The organism is Aeromonas sp. s5, assembly GCF_040907865.1.
In the GTDB taxonomy this organism is placed as follows: Bacteria; Pseudomonadota; Gammaproteobacteria; order Enterobacterales; family Aeromonadaceae; genus Aeromonas; species Aeromonas dhakensis.
Genome location: NZ_JBFOCO010000023.1, coordinates 374879 through 391992, shown reverse-complemented (window position 1 = coordinate 391992; position 17114 = coordinate 374879). Strand labels below are relative to the sequence as shown.

The following is a 17114-nucleotide window of genomic DNA, read 5'->3' as shown; positions in this document are numbered from 1 at the left end:
CCTCCAATGGAGGCCCGTTTGCTGTGTGAGTGACGACTCACCCCTTGCGCGGTTTGGAGCCGGAGAGCGGCACAGCCCCCAGCCGGTAATCGCCATAGGGGAAGATGTTGCGAAAACGCTGGGCCACCGGCTCGGGAATGGAGCGGGAGAAGACCAGCTTGACCCCATCGCCATCGCGCTGACCCAGGATGCGCCCGCGCACCGTCTCGTGACGCAGGATCTGTTTGGCATGCTCGATGAACGCGGGCGACACCTTGCCCCGCTTGACCTGCACCTTGCCTGGGGCAAGCCGGATCTCGAACAGGGCGCCACGCCCCAGCTTCATCAACCACCAGATGAGGGCGATCGCCACCAGCAACGACAACCAGGCCATCCTGTTTCTCCTTCTTCACACGGTTGCTGCCAGTATAAGCCGCAACTGGCCCCCGATTGTTTGGCACGGATCACAGCCGTGCCTCAAGTCCGACCGCAAGCCACTCTGCTCGCCGAGCCCTCTAGCGGATGCGACCCCAGGCCACCAGCGTCTCCCGATAGAGCGCCAGCAGCGCCTGATCCCGCACCGCCACCCCGACCTGCTGGGCAGGATGGTCGGCCCACTCGTCGTGGGGGTGGGACTTGCCGTCAAATTTCTGCAGGGTGTGACCGATGGCAGGGCCGTCGCTGATGACCCGCACCGGCCCCTCACGCAGGGTGAACAGGGTCGGATCGATCACGTAGGCGATGGCGGACGGGTCGTGCACGTGGCAACCGTCGAGCCCGATCCGCTCGGAGTAGAAGCGCAGGTAGAAGCGGCTGACATCCCACAGGAAACGGCCCGGCTCCCCCGCTTCGTCGCGCAGTGCGTCCAGATAGGCGCTGCTGAAGAAACTCTGCTGAGTCACGTCCAGCCCGATGATCACCACAGGCCAGCGGGCGGTGAACACCCGGTCGGCGGCATCCGGATCGTCGTGGATGTTGGCCTCGGCATAGGGGGTCACATTGCCGCGATGGCCGTTGACGCCGAAGGCCCCGCCCATCACCACCACCTGCTTCACCAGGCCGGCAATCTCGGGGGCCGCCTGCAGCGCCAGCGCCAGGTTGGTGAGCGGCCCTATGGTGACCAGGGTGATCTCGCCGGGGGCGGCCTTCACCGTATCGACTATGTATTGCCAGGCCGGCCGGGGATCCGGAGTGAGCGTCACCTCCCCCGCCGTCACGTCGCCAAACCCGCTCGGGCCGTGTACCACAGTGGTCGGGCCCACCGGCTCGCGTCGCAGCGGGGCGGCCGCCCCCTGCGCCACATCCGCCTTCATGCCGTATTGCTGCTTGAGCCAGAGGGCGTTGTGAGTGCCGTTCTCGATGGTGGCATTGCCAAAAACCGTGGTGATGGCAAGCAGCTCGATGGCGGGATGGGCTTCGGCAAACAGAATTGCCATGGCGTCATCGATACCGGGATCGGTATCCAGAATGATCTTGTGAGTCATGGGGCCTCCTTGGGCAACAGAACCGCCAGTGTAGCGAGCCGCCGCCGCTTTAACAGCGACGGGATCACAGCCTGCCGTTTTGCCCTCCCGCCGCCCCGCACAAGTGGTTGCGTTTCATACAGCCGCGACGGGAAAGCAGCCAACGCAAGGGCGATGGCTGGCCTGACTGATGAAACTGATGAAATAGTGGGCGGGCAGTGCGGGACGGACAGACGCGGCCTTGTGGGTCGGCGGGCGGGATGGTATCACTGGGCCACACAATTCACTCCGCTCACCACCTGCCGAGGCGCCATTGATCACCCTGATAAAAGAGTCCGACCAGCTGAAGATGCCCTGGAAGAACAAGCAGGGCACCACAGCCCAGATCCTCATCTCCCCTGCCGGCGCCAGCCTCGACAGGCTCGATTTTGCCTACCGGCTGAGCTCGGCGCCCATCAAGGAGGCCGGCCCCTTCTCGAAATTCCCCGGCTATCAGCGCATCCTGCTGCCCATCAGCGGAGCCGGCTTCGTGCTCAACGGCCACCCCTACGCCACCTTCGAGGCGGCCCACTTCAGCGGGGATGACGACACCCACTGCGAGCTGCTGAAAAAAGAGGTGACGGATCTGGGGCTCATCTATGATCCGGCCCGCCTCAGCGCCAACGTGCGGGTGCTCAACCTCCCCTTCCCGCTCAGCCTCACCCTGGAGACGGACAAGACCTATCTCTGCTACCTGCTGAGCGGCCAGCTCACGGCAGCGGGCCAGCCCATGGCGATAAACGAGACCCTGCTGATCAGCGGCGAGCAGAGCATCCAGTTCGACTGCCAGAAGAAGAGCGCCATCGCCTTCTTTACCCTGCAACCCAAATAGGTGGCAGGCGCCGGTCAGCGTTTCGGCGCCCGGCCGCCGCTGTCGAGGCAGGCCTGCATGGAGTCATAGGGGGTGTAGTGCTTGGTGCGGCTGTAGTAGGTGCCGCCCTTGGGATGACAGATGCCGTTGCGGCTCTTCTTCACCGGCGGCTCTGCCGCCAGCGCAATGGCGCATACCAGCAGCAGGCAACAGCCGACCACCCAGTTGATGGCGTTTCTCACGACAAACGGCTCCTATCCCATGGGCATCAGGCCCGAAAGGGGCCTATCTTACCCGCTATGCTCCCCACTCACCCCGCGCCGGATCATAAAACGGCACACAACTCCCGGCGCAGAGCCAGGGTTTCCTACGGCATGGCAAGCGGCCACAAAAAAGCCGGGCAATGCCCGGCTTCTGAATCGGCACAACGTGCTTAGCCGACCTTGAAGGTACCCTTCATCATGGCGAAGTGGCCGGGGAAGGAGCAGAAGAAGGTGAGGTCTTTGCCGGCCAGGCCGTCGGTCTTGAAGGTGACGCTGGTGCTCTCGCCGCCGCCCACCAGCTTGGTGTGGGCCAGTACGCGGGGATCATCCTTGGGCAGGTAGTTGTTCTCGGCGCCGGCGCTCATGCCCGCGGTGGCAACGGCCTGATAGTCGGCGGTGTTGGCCAGCGCCCAGTTGTGGCCCATGGCGGTCACCGGCATCTTGCCGGTGTGGTTCAGGGTCACGGTCACCTCTTTGCAGGTGGCCGGTACGCTCATCTCCTTGAGGTTGTACTGCATGGCATCATTGCCTTCGATGACCAACGCGCACTCATCGGCCAGAGCCGGGGCAGCCAGGGTGCTCAGAAACAGCAGGGTAATCGCCTTTTTCATCATCCTCTCCTTTGATTGGCAATAGATGGCAACACAATTGCCTGCAGGCTCGCACCATGGCTGGCAAACATGCTGTCAAAATCGACCTTATTCTACTCAACTGTCGTCATTCGGCTATGCCTTTAGCGCAAAGCTGCGGGTCAGGTCACCAGATTGTTCCCATTATTTGACTGGACAAACCGGCCGCGCCGCCCATTAACCACTCTTTGTTTAATTATCTCCCGCGCTTTTCTCCAGCCGACGCTCGCCCGCCGCTGCGCCCTTGGCTAAGCTGGCGACCCCGGCACGCGGCCCGCGCCCGAGCCATCCGTTTTTAGCCAGAGAGATCCGTCATGTCACTCCTTGCTCGCCCGGCCCCCCGCGGCCTGTTGTTGACCCTGCTGCTGATGCTGACCGCCTGTCAGCCAGCCCCGACCCAGACCCGCATCCAGGGCAAGACCATGGGCACCTATTATGCGGTGACCCTAAGCGATCCCTTCCCGGGCGGGGAGCCTGCGCTGCAGCAGGAGGTCGACGCCCTGCTGGCGCGCATGAACCACGAGATCTCCACCTACGACCCGAACTCCCTCATCTCCCGCTTCAATCAGGGCAGCGGCCAGCCGCCCATGGCCATTCCCGCCACCATGGCCAACATCGTGCAGCAGGGCATCGATGCCGGCCATCTCACCAAAGGCAAGCTCGATGTCACCGTGGGCCCGCTGGTCAACCTGTGGGGATTCGGGCCGGACAAACGTCCCATCAAGCGCCCCAGCGCCGAGCAGATCGCCAGCGCCCGCCAGAGGGTGGGCATCGATCGGCTGACCTTGACCCCAGAGGGGGATCACTTCCTGCTCGGCAAGGGCATTCCCGATCTCTACCTCGATCTCTCCACCCTGGGCGAGGGGGCGGCCTCCGACGAGATTGCCGGCCTGCTCGAGCAAAAGGGGGTGCACAACTACCTCATCGAGGTGGCCGGCGCCGTGCGCAGCAAGGGCAACAACGCCAAGGGCAAGCCCTGGCGGGTAGCCATCGTCGAGCCCTCCGATCAGCCCGGCGCCTTCTCGGACGTGGTGATCCCCAACGGCATGGCCCTCAGCACCGCCGGCAGCTATCGCAACTACTACGAGCTCGACGGCCAGCGCTACTCCCACATCATCGACCCCGCCACTGGCCAGCCCATCACCCACAAGCTGGTCTCCGCCAGCGTCATCACCCCGACCGCGCTCGAGGCCGACGCCCTCGACACCGCCCTCATGGTGATGGGGCCGGAACAGGCGATGGCCTTTGCCAGGGCGCATGGGCTCGCGGTCTACCTCATCGTCAAGACCGAGCAGGGCTTCGCCGCCAGCCATACACCCCAGTTCGCCCCCTATCTGGTTCCCAAGCAGCCATAAAGCTGCAGCCATGACCCAGCAATCATAACAACGAGGCCCCGCAGTGCGGGGCCTCGTTGTTTGCAAGCCGGCGTGATTCGATAGGAATGCAGTGAGGCATTGGCGTATTCCCTCGGCGACAGCAAGCCAGTGAGCGCCGTCAACGCGCTTGCGTGTTAATCCTCGCAGCCGGCAGGCGAGGCCGACGGACGCGCCTCCCGGCGACCCATCCCGTAGAGGGCAAACACCAGCATGCAGATCGCGGTCATCACGGCGAACAGGGCCGGGCCACCCCACACTTGCAAGAACCAGCCCCCCACCATAGGTGAGAACGCCCAGCCGAGCCCGGCCAGGGCGCTGGCGCCGAAGTAGCTCCCCTTGAGGTGAGCCGGCGCCATCTGGTCGATCAGCACGTTGAAGAGCGGAAACAGCACCGCCTCCCCCACGCTCAGCAAGAACATCGCCACCAGCCAGGGCCACAGCAGGGCCGGGCTCGACAGGGCAAACATCACCTGGGCCGATGCCATCAGCAGGATGGAGAACTGCAGCCGCAGGCTCACCCGCCAGCGCCGGGTCAGGTGCAGCAGCGGAAACTGCAGGGTGATGATGGTGAGCGCATTGGTGGCCACCAGCAGGGCCACCAGCGTCTCCACCTCGGGGGCGCCGGCGCGGGTCAGGTACTGGATCAGCGGCGACTCCACCTGGGCATAGACCAGATTCATCAGCAGGTTGGCGAGGATGAACAGCATGAAGGCGCGATCCCGCCCCACCACCCTGAGCATGGCCCCCAGGGAGAGACCGGTATCCGGCCGGCTGGCGCAGTCGCGACGAAAGCCGAGCAGGAAGGCGATGCCGAGCAGGCCATAGCTGGCGGCCGTCACCACGAAGGTCTCCTGGCGCGCACCCAGCCCCACCATGACGCCGATGAGGGGCCCCACCCCTGCCCCCACGTTGAGCAGGAAGTAGCGCAGGTGCAGAGCCAGCTCCCGCTGCGCCTTCTCGGGCAGCAGGTCTCCCATCAGCGCCTTGCCCGGCGTGTCGATAAAGGCGTAGGAGAGACCCGAGCCAAACACCCCGAGGGCGATGAGCCAGAGGGAGTGGCCGAACCCGAGCAGCAGGTAGGTACCACACGACAGGGCGCAGCCGAGCAGCAGTATGGTGCGCCGGCCGAGCCGATCGGAGAGCCAGCCGACGTAGAAGCCGATGAGGCAGGAGAGCACCGCCGCGCCGCCCAGCAGCATCCCGATGCCGGACGCTGACAGGCCATACTCCCGGTAGAGCAGGATGGAGAGGAAGGGCCAGACCATGAAGAAACTGGTGCGCACCATGAAGGTGCCCAGGATCACGATCCAGACCAGCGAGGGAAAGGGTGGCAGGCGCATGGGAACTCCTTGTCGCGCAATGGTGGCTGATCCGCAGGGGAAAGCATTCAGCGGTATCAAAAGAAACCCACTTGCACAATCCCCTTCTGAAAAAATCCACCCGGAGGGGCTGTACCGGATCCGATCGGCGGGTGGCCTTGTGATCAGGAACGAGCCGGGGTCGCCGCCAACCCCCTTGCCCTATCCTCAGCCTGCTCCCCAACCGCCATAAAAGAGCGAGGCCCCGCACTGCGGGGCCTCGTGGTGTGCAAGCCGGCGCTACTCGATAGGGATGCGGTGAGGCGCCGGAGTCACCGCCTGCTTGGGCAGTTGCAGGGTGAGAATGCCGTTGTCGAAGCGGGCGACCACCTGCTCCGGCGTCACCTCCACCGGCAGTTCGACGGTGCGCGATACGCTGCCGAAATAGCGCTCGCTGCGCAGGGTGCGCTCATCCTGGCTCTGGCTGTCGTGCTGGCGGATCTCCGCCTTCAGGGTCACCAGCTTGCCGTGCACATCCACGTGGATGTCCTCCTTCGCCACCCCGGGCAGCTCCGCCTGCAGCAGATAGCCGCCGTCGCTCTCCTTGAGGTCCAGCTTGATCTGGCTCGGCAGCGGATCCCCGTGCAGGGGCCGGATGTAGAAACCGGAGGCCATGTCGTGAAACAGGTCATCAAACAGACTGGTACGGCCTGGTAGCAAACTCATTTGATTCCTCCTTGTGGTCACTGGATGGTCGAAGGCAGGCCCGCGGCCCGCCTCTTTTCAGTCTAAAAACCGGTGTGGGCGCCGCCAGTGCAATCCAGCGCCCGTTTGACCGGGATCAAGGGCTGCGGCGATTTTTTTCAGGCCCGGCACCCCCTTGCCAGAGGAAAAACGGCGGCGGCATGGATGTTCAATTGCCTGTCTGCGCGCTTTGGTGGCACACTTCTGTTATCCGCCCGTAGCGCCCTGACCAGACTGATGCAGACACCGGAATCCGAGCCAGAGAAAAAAGCCCCACCCAAACCGAAGCGCATCCTGCTGGTCAACGAACAGCGCTCCTTTCAGGTGATGATGAAGGCGATGCTGATCAACATCGGCATCAGTCGCATCACCTATGTCAACTCGGCCGAAGAGGCCAGACGACGCTGCCAGAAAGAGTCCTTCGACATCTACCTCATCGATTATGAGCTGGGGGTTGGCGAGAACGGTCGCCAGCTGCTGGAGAGCCTGCGCGACCAGAAGCTCATCCCGCCCCAGAGCGTGGTGATCATGGTGAGCGGCGACAGCTCCCGCGCCATGGTGCTGAGCGCGCTGGAGGCCGAGCCCGACGAATACCTGATGAAGCCCTTCTCCCAGGAGCAGTTCTCGTTTCGCCTCAAACGTGCCCTCGCCCGTCGCCAGGCGCTGGAGAGCGTGTTCAGCGCCCTCGCCGAGGAGAACCTGACCACCCTGCTCGCCGCCTGCGCCGAGCGGGCCGATGCGGTGCCGCGCTTTGCCAACTTCTGCCGCTGTCTGCAGGCCGATACCCAGCTCAAGCTGGGCCAGGCCAAGGAGGCCCGCAGCCTGATGCGCCAGCTGCTGGCCGGCCAGGAGAACAGCTGGGCCCGCCTGACACTGGGCAAGGCGTGCCACACCCTGGGTCTGCACGAGGAGGCGGTGAGCCACCTGCAGGCTACCCTCAAGAACACCCCGTTGATGGTGGAGGCCCACCTCTGGCTGGCGGAATCCCTGCTGGCGCTCGGCAATGACGAGCAGGCCCAGCAGGAGCTCAAGCGGGCGGTGGATATCTCGCCCCAGTCGGTACAGCTCTCCCGCCGGCTGGCGGAGGTGTGCCTGCTGCGCCACGACTACGCCCAGGCCAAGGACGTGCTGCTCTCCCTCATCGACCTGTCGCGCAACTCGATCCACCGCACCCCCCACTATCTGGGGGCCTATATCCAGGCGCTGACCCTCTACGCCCTCAACAGCAACGACATCTACCACATCGCCAACCTGCAAAAGCAGGTCAACTCGGCCCTGTCGCGCATTCGCGATTCGTTGATGATGGCGGAGTTCAACTACCCGGTGTTCGAGCAGATCTGCCAGGCCCGGGTACAGATCGCCCTGGGGGAGCTGCTCAAGGGCAAGAAGATGCTCTACCGCGCCAACCAGAACTGGCTCGATCAACCGGCCACCATGCCCCCCAGCCTACTGGGCGAGACCATACTCGCCCTCTATCAGCTCGGCGAGTTCGAATACGCCGAGAGCCTGCAGGCACTGCTGGCCGAAGACGAGGATCGGCTGCTCACCACCTGCATCCAGGCCACCCGCGACGACAAAACGGTGCTGGAACGCCGCCAACGCTACCAGCAGCTCAACGAGCTGGGCATCAAGGCATATCAGAGTGGCGAGCTGGAACAGGCGCTCGGCCACTTTCGCGAGGCGCTGCGCCGGGCCCCGGCCAATACCGGTGCCGCCCTCAACAAGATCCAGGTGCTGCTGCAGCTGATGCAGAAGAATCGCAAGAGCCCGGAGTTTGGCGCCGAGTGCAAGGAGACCCTGGAGGTGCTGGACGGCATCCCCCTCAACCCGGCCCAGCAGGACCGTTTTCGCAAGCTGCGTCAGGAGTTTACCCAGCTCAGCTGACCCCGCTCGCCGGCCGCTCGCCTATGCTGATACTGACTCGGCAAGGGGAGGAGACGGGCGATGGCCATGTGTCGATATCTGGTGGCGGATGGCCGCCACTGCAGCGAAGAGGCGGGGGAGCATGATCTGTGCCGCTGGCACGATCCCCATGGCCAGCATCAGGATCCCCACACCGCTCGCGAGCTGGAGCACTACGTCCACCAAGGCGGCCTGTGCCACGGCCTGCAACTGGCCCGCGCCAACCTGGCCGGGCTCAATCTGGTGAAGAAGGGCGCGCCGCACGGCTTTCTGCTGGAGCAGTGCAACCTCTACCGGGCCAATCTGCAGGGGGCTCACCTCTACGGTTTGCGCATGAAAGGGGGCAGCCTGATGAAGGCCGATCTGAGCGACGCCAACCTGCACTGCGCCACCCTCGACGACGTCAACCTGCTCGGCATCCGCTGGCACAACACCCGCCTCGACAACCTGGATACCGGCAAACGGCTGATGCAGGAGCGGCGCGGCCGCAAGGAGCGCGATCCCGGGCAGGCCCGGATTTGGTTCAAGGAGGCCGAGGAGACCTACCGGGATCTGCGCAAGGCCTCGGAGGCGCAGGGCATCTTCACCATGTCCGGCCGCTACATCCAGCAGGAGCTCACCATGCGCCGGCTGCAGCTGCCATTCTGGTCCGGCCGCCGTTTCACCTCCTGGATAGTCGATCTCTTCTGCGGCTACGGCGAGGCCCCCATGCGGGTGGTGCTCTTCTCCCTGCTGCTCATCTTCATCTGCAGCCTCTTCTACTTCTTCTTTGGCCTGAGCTTCAACGGCAACCACCTCGTCTATCGGCCCGGCGCCCCTTTCGAGCAGAACGCCATCTTCCTGCTGGAGTGCCTCTACTACAGCGTGGTGACCTTCACCACGCTAGGGTACGGGGATTTCACCCCGGTGGGGCTATCGCGGATCTTCGCCGCCTTCGAGGCCTTCACCGGCAGCTTTACGCTGGCGCTGTTTGTGGTGGTGTTTGTCAAAAAGATGACCCGTTGAGCCCAGGCGCAACGGGCGTGCCACCCCAGAGGTGGCAGCTCGCCTTCACTTGCATCCACCGCCGATTCCTAGTCCAATAGCCACTTATAAAAATGACATGAGCATCCCGGACATGAAGATCATCTCTTTCAATATCAATGGCCTGCGCGCCCGTCTGCACCAGCTGCAAGCCATCATCGACAAGCATCAGCCGGATGTGATCGGCCTGCAGGAGATCAAGGTACACGACGAGGCCTTCCCGCTGGCCGACGTGGAGGCCATGGGCTATCACGTCGAGTTCCATGGCCAGAAGGCCCACTACGGGGTCGCCATCATGAGCAAGCAGAAGCCGGTCAAGGTGGAGAAAGGCTTCCCCACCGACGATGAAGAGGCCCAGCGCCGCATGATCATGGCCACCTTCGAGCGCGAAGACGGCTCCCTCATCAAGGTGATGAACGGCTACTTCCCGCAGGGTGAGAGCCAGGATCACGAGACCAAGTTCCCGGCCAAGCAGAAGTTCTACGAGGATCTGCAGCACTACCTCGAGACCAATCACACCCCGGGCGATCAACTGGTGCTGATCGGGGATATGAATATCTCCCCCACCGATCTCGACATCGGCATCGGCGAGGCGAACCGCAAGCGCTGGCTGCGGGACGGCAAGTGCTCCTTCCTGCCCATCGAGCGCGAGTGGATGGAGCGTCTGAAAGGGTTCGGCCTGACCGACACCTTCCGCGCCGCCAACCCCACCGAGTGCGAGCGCTTCTCCTGGTTCGACTACCGCTCCAAGGGCTTTGACGAGAACCGCGGCCTGCGCATCGACCTCATCATGGCCTCCGACTCCCTCAAGGACAAGGTGACCGAGACCGGCATCGACTACGAGCTGCGCGGCATCGAGAAGCCCTCCGACCACGCCCCCATCTGGGCCTGCTTCGCCTGATAACGACAACAGAGGGGGCATTTGACGCCCCCTCTGTGACCAAGCCCCCACTTCCCCCGTTTTTTCCTTCTTATAATTTCTCCCTGAGCCCTCGCATCCGGACAACGCCACGCCGAAAGAGGCCTGCGGGCTGACACAGACTGTCGCTGGCTCCTCGCCCCCATGCCGCCAGATGCAGACAACTTTCACTGCCGAGCAGCTTGGGTTCAATATTCGTGCTTTATCATTAAAAAACTGTCAGTAATCCAATAAGTTAAATTTGTAACCATGCAGTTAACCATGTTCATGAAGAGAAAGGGTGGGCGCGGCAATCGTGCACCATCCCACAGGAGTGTGATGATGAAGGTGCAATCCGTCAGGGAAGAGATGTTCAAGCGCGGCTGTATCGCCCTGGCACTGGCCAGCGCACTGACCGCCTGTGGTGATGAACCCGCCGCCGGTGCCCAGGCACTGCCAGCGGTGCCCGTGGTGGTGGCCGAGGTCAAACTGACCGACGTGCCGCTGACCACCGAGATGGTGGGCGAGACCGCCGGCTTTCGCGAGATCGACGTGCGCTCCCGGGTGAGCGGCATCCTGCTCAAACGCACCTACATCGAAGGGCAGCCGGTCACCGCCGGTCAGGCGCTGTTCCTGATCGACCCCGAGCCCTACAAGGTGGCGCTGGAGCAGGCCAAGGGCACCCTGGCCCAGGAGCAGGCGCGCCTCAACAAGGCTCGCGCCGACCGCGATCGCATCATCCCGCTGTTCAAGCGTCAGGTGGTGAGCCGCAAGGACTATGACGACACCATCGCCAACTACGAAGCCGCCGTCGCCAGCCACCAGGCCGCCCAGGCCAAGGTGAAAGAGGCCGAGCTCAACCTCAGCTATACCCAGGTCACCGCCCCCATCAACGGCATGGCGAGCAAGAGCTCCCAGTCCGAGGGGAGCCTCATCTCCACCAGCGGCGAGAACGGCCTGCTCACCACCATCACCCAGTTCGACCCGCTCTACGTCAACTTCTCCTACTCGGAGCAGGATCGCCTCAACTTCGATAATGCGGTGAAGCAAGGGTTGATTGAAGCCAAGGACGCCACCAACTGGCGTACCCACATCCGGCTGGCCGACGGCTCCGTCTATCCCCAGGCGGGCAAGCTCAACTTCTCCGACAGCCGGGTCGACCCGGCCACCGGCACCATTCGCGCCCGCGCCATCTTCGACAACAAGAACGGGGTTCTGCTGCCCGGCCAGTTCGTGCGCATGACCATCGATCTGGGCACCCGCAAGAACGCCATCGTGGTGCCGCCCCGCGCCATCGTCCAGTCCCAGGCCGACCGCATGGTGATGGTGGTGGATGCCGACAACAAGGTGGTGCCCCGTCCGGTCAAGCTGGGGTCGGTGGTCGACAGCGGCGTATTGATCGACAAAGGCCTGCAGGCCGGCGATCGCTACATCGTCGAAGGGCTGATGAAGGCTCGTCCCGGCGCCGTGGTCAAACCGGTTTCCGCCGAGGAGATGAAGGCGATCAACGCCAAGATCACCCAGGGTGCCGCTGGCAAATAAGGAGCCCCCATGTTTTCCAAGTTCTTTATCGAACGCCCCATCTTCGCCAGCGTGATTTCGATCATCATAGTGCTGGGCGGGATGGCGGCAATGCGCGCGCTCCCGGTGGAGCAGTATCCCCAGATCACCCCCGCCGTGGTCTCGGTGACCGCCTTCTACCCGGGTGCCACCCCGGAGGTGATCTCCCAGACCGTGGCCGCCCCCATTGAACAGCAGGTCAACGGGGTCGAGAACATGATCTACATGCAATCCGGCTCCGCCTCCAACGGCCAGATGAACCTCAACGTCTACTTCGACATCGGGGTCGATCCCGATCAGGCGACCATAGACGTCAACAACCGGGTCTCGGCCGCCATGGCCCAGCTGCCGGAAGAGGTGAAGAAGCAGGGGGTGACGGTGCGCAAGAAGTCCACCTCCATCCTGCAGGTGATCACCCTGCAGTCCCCCAGCGGCTCGTTTGATACCACCTATCTGTCGAACTACGCCCTGCTCAACATCATCGACGAGCTCAAGCGGATTCCCGGCGTGGGGGACACCTCCCTGTTCGGCGGTACCGACTACGCCATGCGGATCTGGCTGCGCCCGGACCGGCTGGCCCAGCTGCAGCTCACCCCGAGCGACGTGATCGGCGCCATCCGCGAACAGAACACCCAGTTCGCGGCGGGCAAGATCGGCTCCCAGCCCACCAGCACCCCCACCGACTTCACCTACACGGTGCAGACCAAGGGACGCCTGGATGACGTGAAGGAGTTCCAGAACATCATCATCCGCGCCATGCCGGACGGCTCCAAGATCCGGGTCAAAGACGTGGCCCGGGTCGAGCTCGGCGGCAAGGACTACGACGTGCTGGCCCGTGCCAACGGCAAGCCGGCCATCGGTATCGCCACCTACCTGCAACCGGGTGCCAACGCGGTGGCGGTGGCCGATCAGGTGCGCGAGACCATGGATCGCCTGCAGGGCCGCTTCCCGCAGGACGTGGAGTACCAGATCCCCTACGACACCACAGAGTTCGTGAAGATCTCCATCGAGGAGGTGGTCAAGACCCTGCTCGAGGCGATCGTGCTGGTGTTCGTGGTGGTCTACCTCTTCCTGCAGAATTTGCGCGCCACCCTGATCCCCTGTATCGCGGTGCCGGTGTCACTCATCGGTACCTTCGCCGGCATGCTGATGCTGGGCTTCTCCATCAACCTGCTGACCCTGTTCGGCATGGTGCTCGCCATCGGTATCGTGGTGGATGACGCCATCGTGGTGCTGGAGAACGTCGAGCGGATCATGAGCGAGAAGAAGTGCTCCGCCAAGGAGGCCGCCATCCTCGCCATGCAGGAGGTCTCCGGCCCCGTGGTCGCCATCGTGCTGGTGCTCTGCGCCGTGTTCCTGCCGGTCGCCTTCATGGGCGGCATGACCGGGGTGATGTACAAGCAGTTCGCCATCACCATCGCCGTGTCGGTGGCCATCTCCGGCCTGGTGGCGCTCACCCTGTCGCCTGCCCTGTGCGCCATCCTGTTGAAAGAAGGCCACCACCAGCCGGCCCGCTTCTTCGTCTGGTTCAACAATGCCTTTGATCAGCTGACCCGCCGCTATGTGCGCGGGGTGGCCTTCCTCAACCGCCGGGTCGGTGTGGCCTTTGGCATCATCGCCATCATCCTCGCCAGCAGCTATATGCTGTTCCACAAGGTGCCGGGCGCCCTGGTGCCGGACGAGGATCAGGGCTATCTCATCGGCTCCGTGATGCTGCCCGATGCCGCCGCCCTGACCCGTACCCAGGCGGTTGCCAATGATTTTGACAAGATGGCCATGGCCAACCCCAGCGTGAAGGACGTGGTCACCTTCTCGGGCTTTGACATCCTGTCCGGCTCCATCATCAGCAACCGCGGCCTCACCTTCATCACCCTGAAAGACTGGAAAGAGCGTCAGGGCGAGGGGCAGGACTCCTTCTCCCTGGCCAAGACCTTCCAGGGGATGAGCCTGATGGGGCTGGCCGATGGCTTCACCGCCACCTTCAACCCGCCTCCCATCCAGGGCATGTCCACCACCGGCGGCCTCGAAGGCTATCTGCAGAACCGCGGCACCGGCGACGTGCACGCCTTCGCGGGCGAGGTGCAACGCCTGATCGATGCCGCCAAGCAGCGCCCTGAGTTCGCCAGCGTGAGCACCACCTTCCGCGCCAACGTGCCCCAGGTCTACCTAGATCTCGACCGCGAGAAGGCCAAGGCGCTGGGGCTGCCCATCAACGCCGTGTTCGACACCATGCAGGCCACTTTCGGCCAGGTCTACGTCAACGACTTCAACCAGTTCGGTCGTACCTACCGGGTCCAGTTGCAGTCCGAGGCGGACTACCGTGCCAAGAAGGATGACATCCGCAACGTCTATGTCCGCTCCAACAGCGGCGAGATGATCCCCCTCACCAGCCTGGTAACGGTGCGCGATGCCACCGGCCCCGAACTGGTGGAGCGTTTCAACATCTTCCCGGCCGCCAAGATCATGGCCCAGCCGGCGCCTGGGGTGAGCTCGGGTCAGGCCATTGCTGCCCTGGAGGAGATCGCCGCCCAGACCCTTGGCAACGACGCCAAGCTGGAGTGGACCGGCGCCGCCTACCAGGAGAAAGCGGCTGCAGGTAGCGCCGCCACGGCGTTTGGCTTCGGCATCGTGATGATCTTCCTCATCCTGGCTGCCCAGTATGAGCGCTGGAGCCTGCCGTTTGCGGTGATCACCGCCGTGCCGTTCGCCCTGTTCGGCGCCCTGCTCGCCACCTGGGCCGTGGGGCTCACCAACAACGTCTACTTCCAGATAGGTCTGGTGACGCTGGTGGGGTTGGCGGCCAAGAACGCCATCCTGATCGTGGAGTTCGCGGTGATGAAGCATGAAGAAGGGATGACCCTCATCGAGTCGGCCCTGGAGGCGGCGCGCCTACGTTTTCGCCCCATCGTGATGACCTCGCTGGCGTTTATCCTCGGCTGTGTGCCCCTGGTCACCTCCAGCGGCGCCGGTGCGGCGAGCCGCCACGCCCTCGGCTGGCCGGTCATCGGCGGCATGCTGGCGGCGACCTTCATCGCCATCTTCTTCATCCCGCTCTTCTTCCGCCTCATCATGCGGCGCTCGGAAAAACGGGCCTGATCATTCAACGCCCTCTCACCCGGCCCCTCCTTCATGGAGGGGCTTTTTTTATCGTCCCCGTTCGCCGGCAAGAGAACACATAGCCGGCTACCTCCCAACGCGACGAGTCAGGCCTCAGAACTGGTGCTGCACCCCTATGCTCAAGAAGTTCAGGTAGCTGTTGTGGTAGGTACCTGACAGCTGGGGACGACCTACCCCCTGTTGATCCACCGCCATGTCCCCCAGCCAGGCCAAGGTATAGCTGGCTTCCAGCCTGGTGGCTGGTGTCAGCTGATAGCTGGCCCCCAGACCCCAGCGCCAGCTCTCGCCCAGCGGTAGGGTAACAGTGCGGTGCACGTCGTCCACTGCGCTGCTGTCATAGCCGATGCCGCTGCTCAGGCGCAGGGCCGGCGTCACATCAAACTGGGTGCCCAGGCTCAGGTGCCAGGTGTCCTGGTATTGCATGTCAAGAGTTCGGCTCTGCTGTCCCGACGCGAGATCCACCTCGCCAAAGCGGGACCACTGCTGCCAATTGGCACTGGCCAGCAGGGCCCATTGCGGGTTGAGCTGGTGATAGCCACTGAGTGTCAGGGTCTGCGGGATCATCATCTCCACCCCCAGCCCGGCTCCATTCAGCCGGCGCAACGGCTGATCGTCCAGCTCCCACTTCAATTCGGAGAAGTAGCTCAAGCCGATGCGGGAGTCCTGATCCAGCTCGTAGAGCACCCCGAAGGAGGCACCGTACGCCCAGTCGCTGTCGGAAAATGCCTGACTGGTTGAACCGTTCGGCGTCATGTCCAGTGAGGCCTCCAGCGCCCCATGCATGGCGATCAGGCTGGCCCCCACCGACCAGTGGTCATCGACGCGATACGCCAGGCTGGGAGCAAAGGCGATCCCGGTCAGCTTGGCGGACTGCACATAGCCACGCCCCTGCCACCCCTCGCCATAATCGATCCCCAGACCGTGGCTGCCGAATAGTCCGAGGCCGGCGACCCACTGCTCATCGATGGCGTGGGTCAGATAGAGGCTGCCAAGCGGGGCGCTCTGCAGGGCATTGCCGCCGTTGTTGCCCTCCTGATCCAGATCCAGCTCGAGGTCACCGTATACAGCGCCGCCATTGACCTGCAACTGGGTGCCTGCCAGCCTGGTCATACCGGCAGGATTGCTGGCGATGGTCTCCGCCCCCTGGGCGCGGGCGGCTGCCCCTGCGTTGGCCAGGGCACTGTTGGCCGCGCTGGTTTCATACAAGGCAAGGCCGCCGGCCATGGCAGAGGGACTCAGCAAGGCTGCAAGCATCAGCGCCAGCCGTCGTTGCTGCATATCGTTACTCCCGAACAATGAACTGGATGGAGACTCGCCAGAGAGGCGGCTCAAACACCCGGTTTGACGCCCTGGCAACTTCTGACCGGTACGCATCCTAACGAGAGAAGAAGCCGGCTTCATTAGGGTTGGCTATACGCCATCGTTAAGTGACGCTTAACGATTCATCAAGCCCCTCTCTGACACGGCCGGGGCCATTGACCTTCTCCTCAAGGCAAGGTTTACAGTGTCCCCAGTCATTGTCAGGATTTTCCCCATGCTCTCATCGAGATTGCCCACAGAACGCATTGCCCGGCTGCTGCTGGGGCTGATGCTCGTCTGCAATCTCACCCTCTGCATCGGCTGGCACGGGCTGGATGCCCTCAACGCCGCCATGGCGCAAGAGAATCAGGCCATGAGCAGCAGCGCCATGCAGGGACTCTCCTGCCACGGGGCGACGGCGGATGCAGGAGAGCAGGATGCGGCGGGCCAGGCGTGCCAGATGCACGGCGGGCTCACCTCGAGCAGCAGCCCAGGCTTGCCGCTGCTGGCCGCCCTGCTGACCCTGCTCGCCCTGCCCCTGTTGCTGCTGCCCCTCGGGACGGCCGGCAGCGTGCTGGACAACTGGCTGCGGGATCCCTTCCTGCGATCCCGCGGCACCCACCCTCCCTCCTGGCCGCGCCGACACCTGATGCTGTCGGTGCTGCGCCACTAGAAAGCACTTCTCTCGGGGCGGCCCTTGCCCGTTGCCGCCC

The 17114-nt window shown here is 63.8% G+C and carries 15 protein-coding genes; 8 read left to right on the top strand and 7 right to left on the bottom strand.

Annotated elements, in window-relative coordinates; all coding sequences use genetic code 11:
* Positions 1 to 37: 37 nt before the first annotated feature.
* Positions 38 to 373, bottom strand: coding sequence for a DUF3634 family protein (locus AB5Y94_RS14505; RefSeq protein ID WP_005302941.1), 336 nt, complete (start codon positions 371 to 373; stop codon positions 38 to 40).
* A gap of 121 nt (positions 374 to 494) precedes the next feature.
* Entirely contained in the window at positions 495 to 1463 is a 969-nt protein-coding gene (locus tag AB5Y94_RS14500) for a nucleoside hydrolase (RefSeq protein WP_117402847.1), read from the bottom strand.
* Positions 1464 to 1755: 292 nt separating this feature from the next.
* Between AB5Y94_RS14500 and AB5Y94_RS14495 the strand changes: the two genes are divergently transcribed.
* The gene (locus tag AB5Y94_RS14495; RefSeq protein ID WP_368205933.1) at positions 1756 to 2313 is read left to right on the top strand and encodes a HutD family protein; all 558 of its coding nucleotides are present in this window, start codon (positions 1756 to 1758) and stop codon (positions 2311 to 2313) included.
* A gap of 14 nt (positions 2314 to 2327) precedes the next feature.
* Here AB5Y94_RS14495 and AB5Y94_RS14490 read toward each other — a convergent pair whose 3' ends face one another.
* On the bottom strand, positions 2328 to 2534 hold the full coding sequence (locus AB5Y94_RS14490) for a hypothetical protein (protein WP_005302947.1): 207 nt from the start codon (positions 2532 to 2534) through the stop codon (positions 2328 to 2330).
* Positions 2535 to 2725: 191 nt separating this feature from the next.
* Positions 2726 to 3166 carry an azurin gene (gene azu, locus AB5Y94_RS14485; RefSeq protein ID WP_005302949.1) on the bottom strand — a complete coding sequence of 147 codons (441 nt, stop codon included), beginning with the start codon at positions 3164 to 3166 and terminating at the stop codon, positions 2726 to 2728.
* Between the two features lie 332 nt (positions 3167 to 3498).
* On the opposite strand from azu, the gene AB5Y94_RS14480 reads away from it, so the two are divergent.
* Positions 3499 to 4539 carry an FAD:protein FMN transferase gene (locus AB5Y94_RS14480; protein ID WP_368205931.1) on the top strand — a complete coding sequence of 347 codons (1041 nt, stop codon included), beginning with the start codon at positions 3499 to 3501 and terminating at the stop codon, positions 4537 to 4539.
* Between the two features lie 155 nt (positions 4540 to 4694).
* On the opposite strand, the gene AB5Y94_RS14475 is transcribed toward AB5Y94_RS14480, so the two are convergent.
* Positions 4695 to 5900 carry an MDR family MFS transporter gene (locus AB5Y94_RS14475; RefSeq protein WP_368205929.1) on the bottom strand — a complete coding sequence of 402 codons (1206 nt, stop codon included), beginning with the start codon at positions 5898 to 5900 and terminating at the stop codon, positions 4695 to 4697.
* Positions 5901 to 6158: 258 nt separating this feature from the next.
* Positions 6159 to 6584: an Hsp20/alpha crystallin family protein gene (locus AB5Y94_RS14470; RefSeq protein WP_017780694.1), complete on the bottom strand. Its 426-nt coding sequence runs from the start codon at positions 6582 to 6584 to the stop codon at positions 6159 to 6161.
* A gap of 255 nt (positions 6585 to 6839) precedes the next feature.
* On the opposite strand from AB5Y94_RS14470, the gene AB5Y94_RS14465 reads away from it, so the two are divergent.
* The 5 genes from AB5Y94_RS14465 to AB5Y94_RS14445 all read left to right on the top strand — a co-directional run bounded on the left by AB5Y94_RS14465 (position 6840) and on the right by AB5Y94_RS14445 (position 15081).
* Entirely contained in the window at positions 6840 to 8486 is a 1647-nt protein-coding gene (locus AB5Y94_RS14465; RefSeq protein WP_010633387.1) for a tetratricopeptide repeat-containing response regulator, read from the top strand.
* Between the two features lie 60 nt (positions 8487 to 8546).
* Positions 8547 to 9509 (top strand): ion channel, encoded by a 963-nt coding sequence (locus tag AB5Y94_RS14460; protein WP_005302961.1) that lies wholly within the window; start codon positions 8547 to 8549, stop codon positions 9507 to 9509.
* Between the two features lie 112 nt (positions 9510 to 9621).
* Positions 9622 to 10428, top strand: coding sequence for an exodeoxyribonuclease III (xthA, locus tag AB5Y94_RS14455; protein WP_252601338.1), 807 nt, complete (start codon positions 9622 to 9624; stop codon positions 10426 to 10428).
* Between the two features lie 339 nt (positions 10429 to 10767).
* Positions 10768 to 11967, top strand: a complete 1200-nt coding sequence (locus AB5Y94_RS14450) for an efflux RND transporter periplasmic adaptor subunit (protein WP_017786316.1) — start codon at positions 10768 to 10770, stop codon at positions 11965 to 11967.
* Between the two features lie 9 nt (positions 11968 to 11976).
* Entirely contained in the window at positions 11977 to 15081 is a 3105-nt protein-coding gene (locus tag AB5Y94_RS14445) for an efflux RND transporter permease subunit (protein WP_368205926.1), read from the top strand.
* 114 nt (positions 15082 to 15195) lie between these two features.
* On the opposite strand, the gene AB5Y94_RS14440 is transcribed toward AB5Y94_RS14445, so the two are convergent.
* Entirely contained in the window at positions 15196 to 16380 is a 1185-nt protein-coding gene (locus AB5Y94_RS14440; RefSeq protein WP_368205924.1) for an OmpP1/FadL family transporter, read from the bottom strand.
* Positions 16381 to 16636: 256 nt separating this feature from the next.
* On the opposite strand from AB5Y94_RS14440, the gene AB5Y94_RS14435 reads away from it, so the two are divergent.
* Positions 16637 to 17074 (top strand): hypothetical protein, encoded by a 438-nt coding sequence (locus tag AB5Y94_RS14435; RefSeq protein WP_368205922.1) that lies wholly within the window; start codon positions 16637 to 16639, stop codon positions 17072 to 17074.
* The last annotated feature ends 40 nt before the right edge of the window (positions 17075 to 17114 follow it).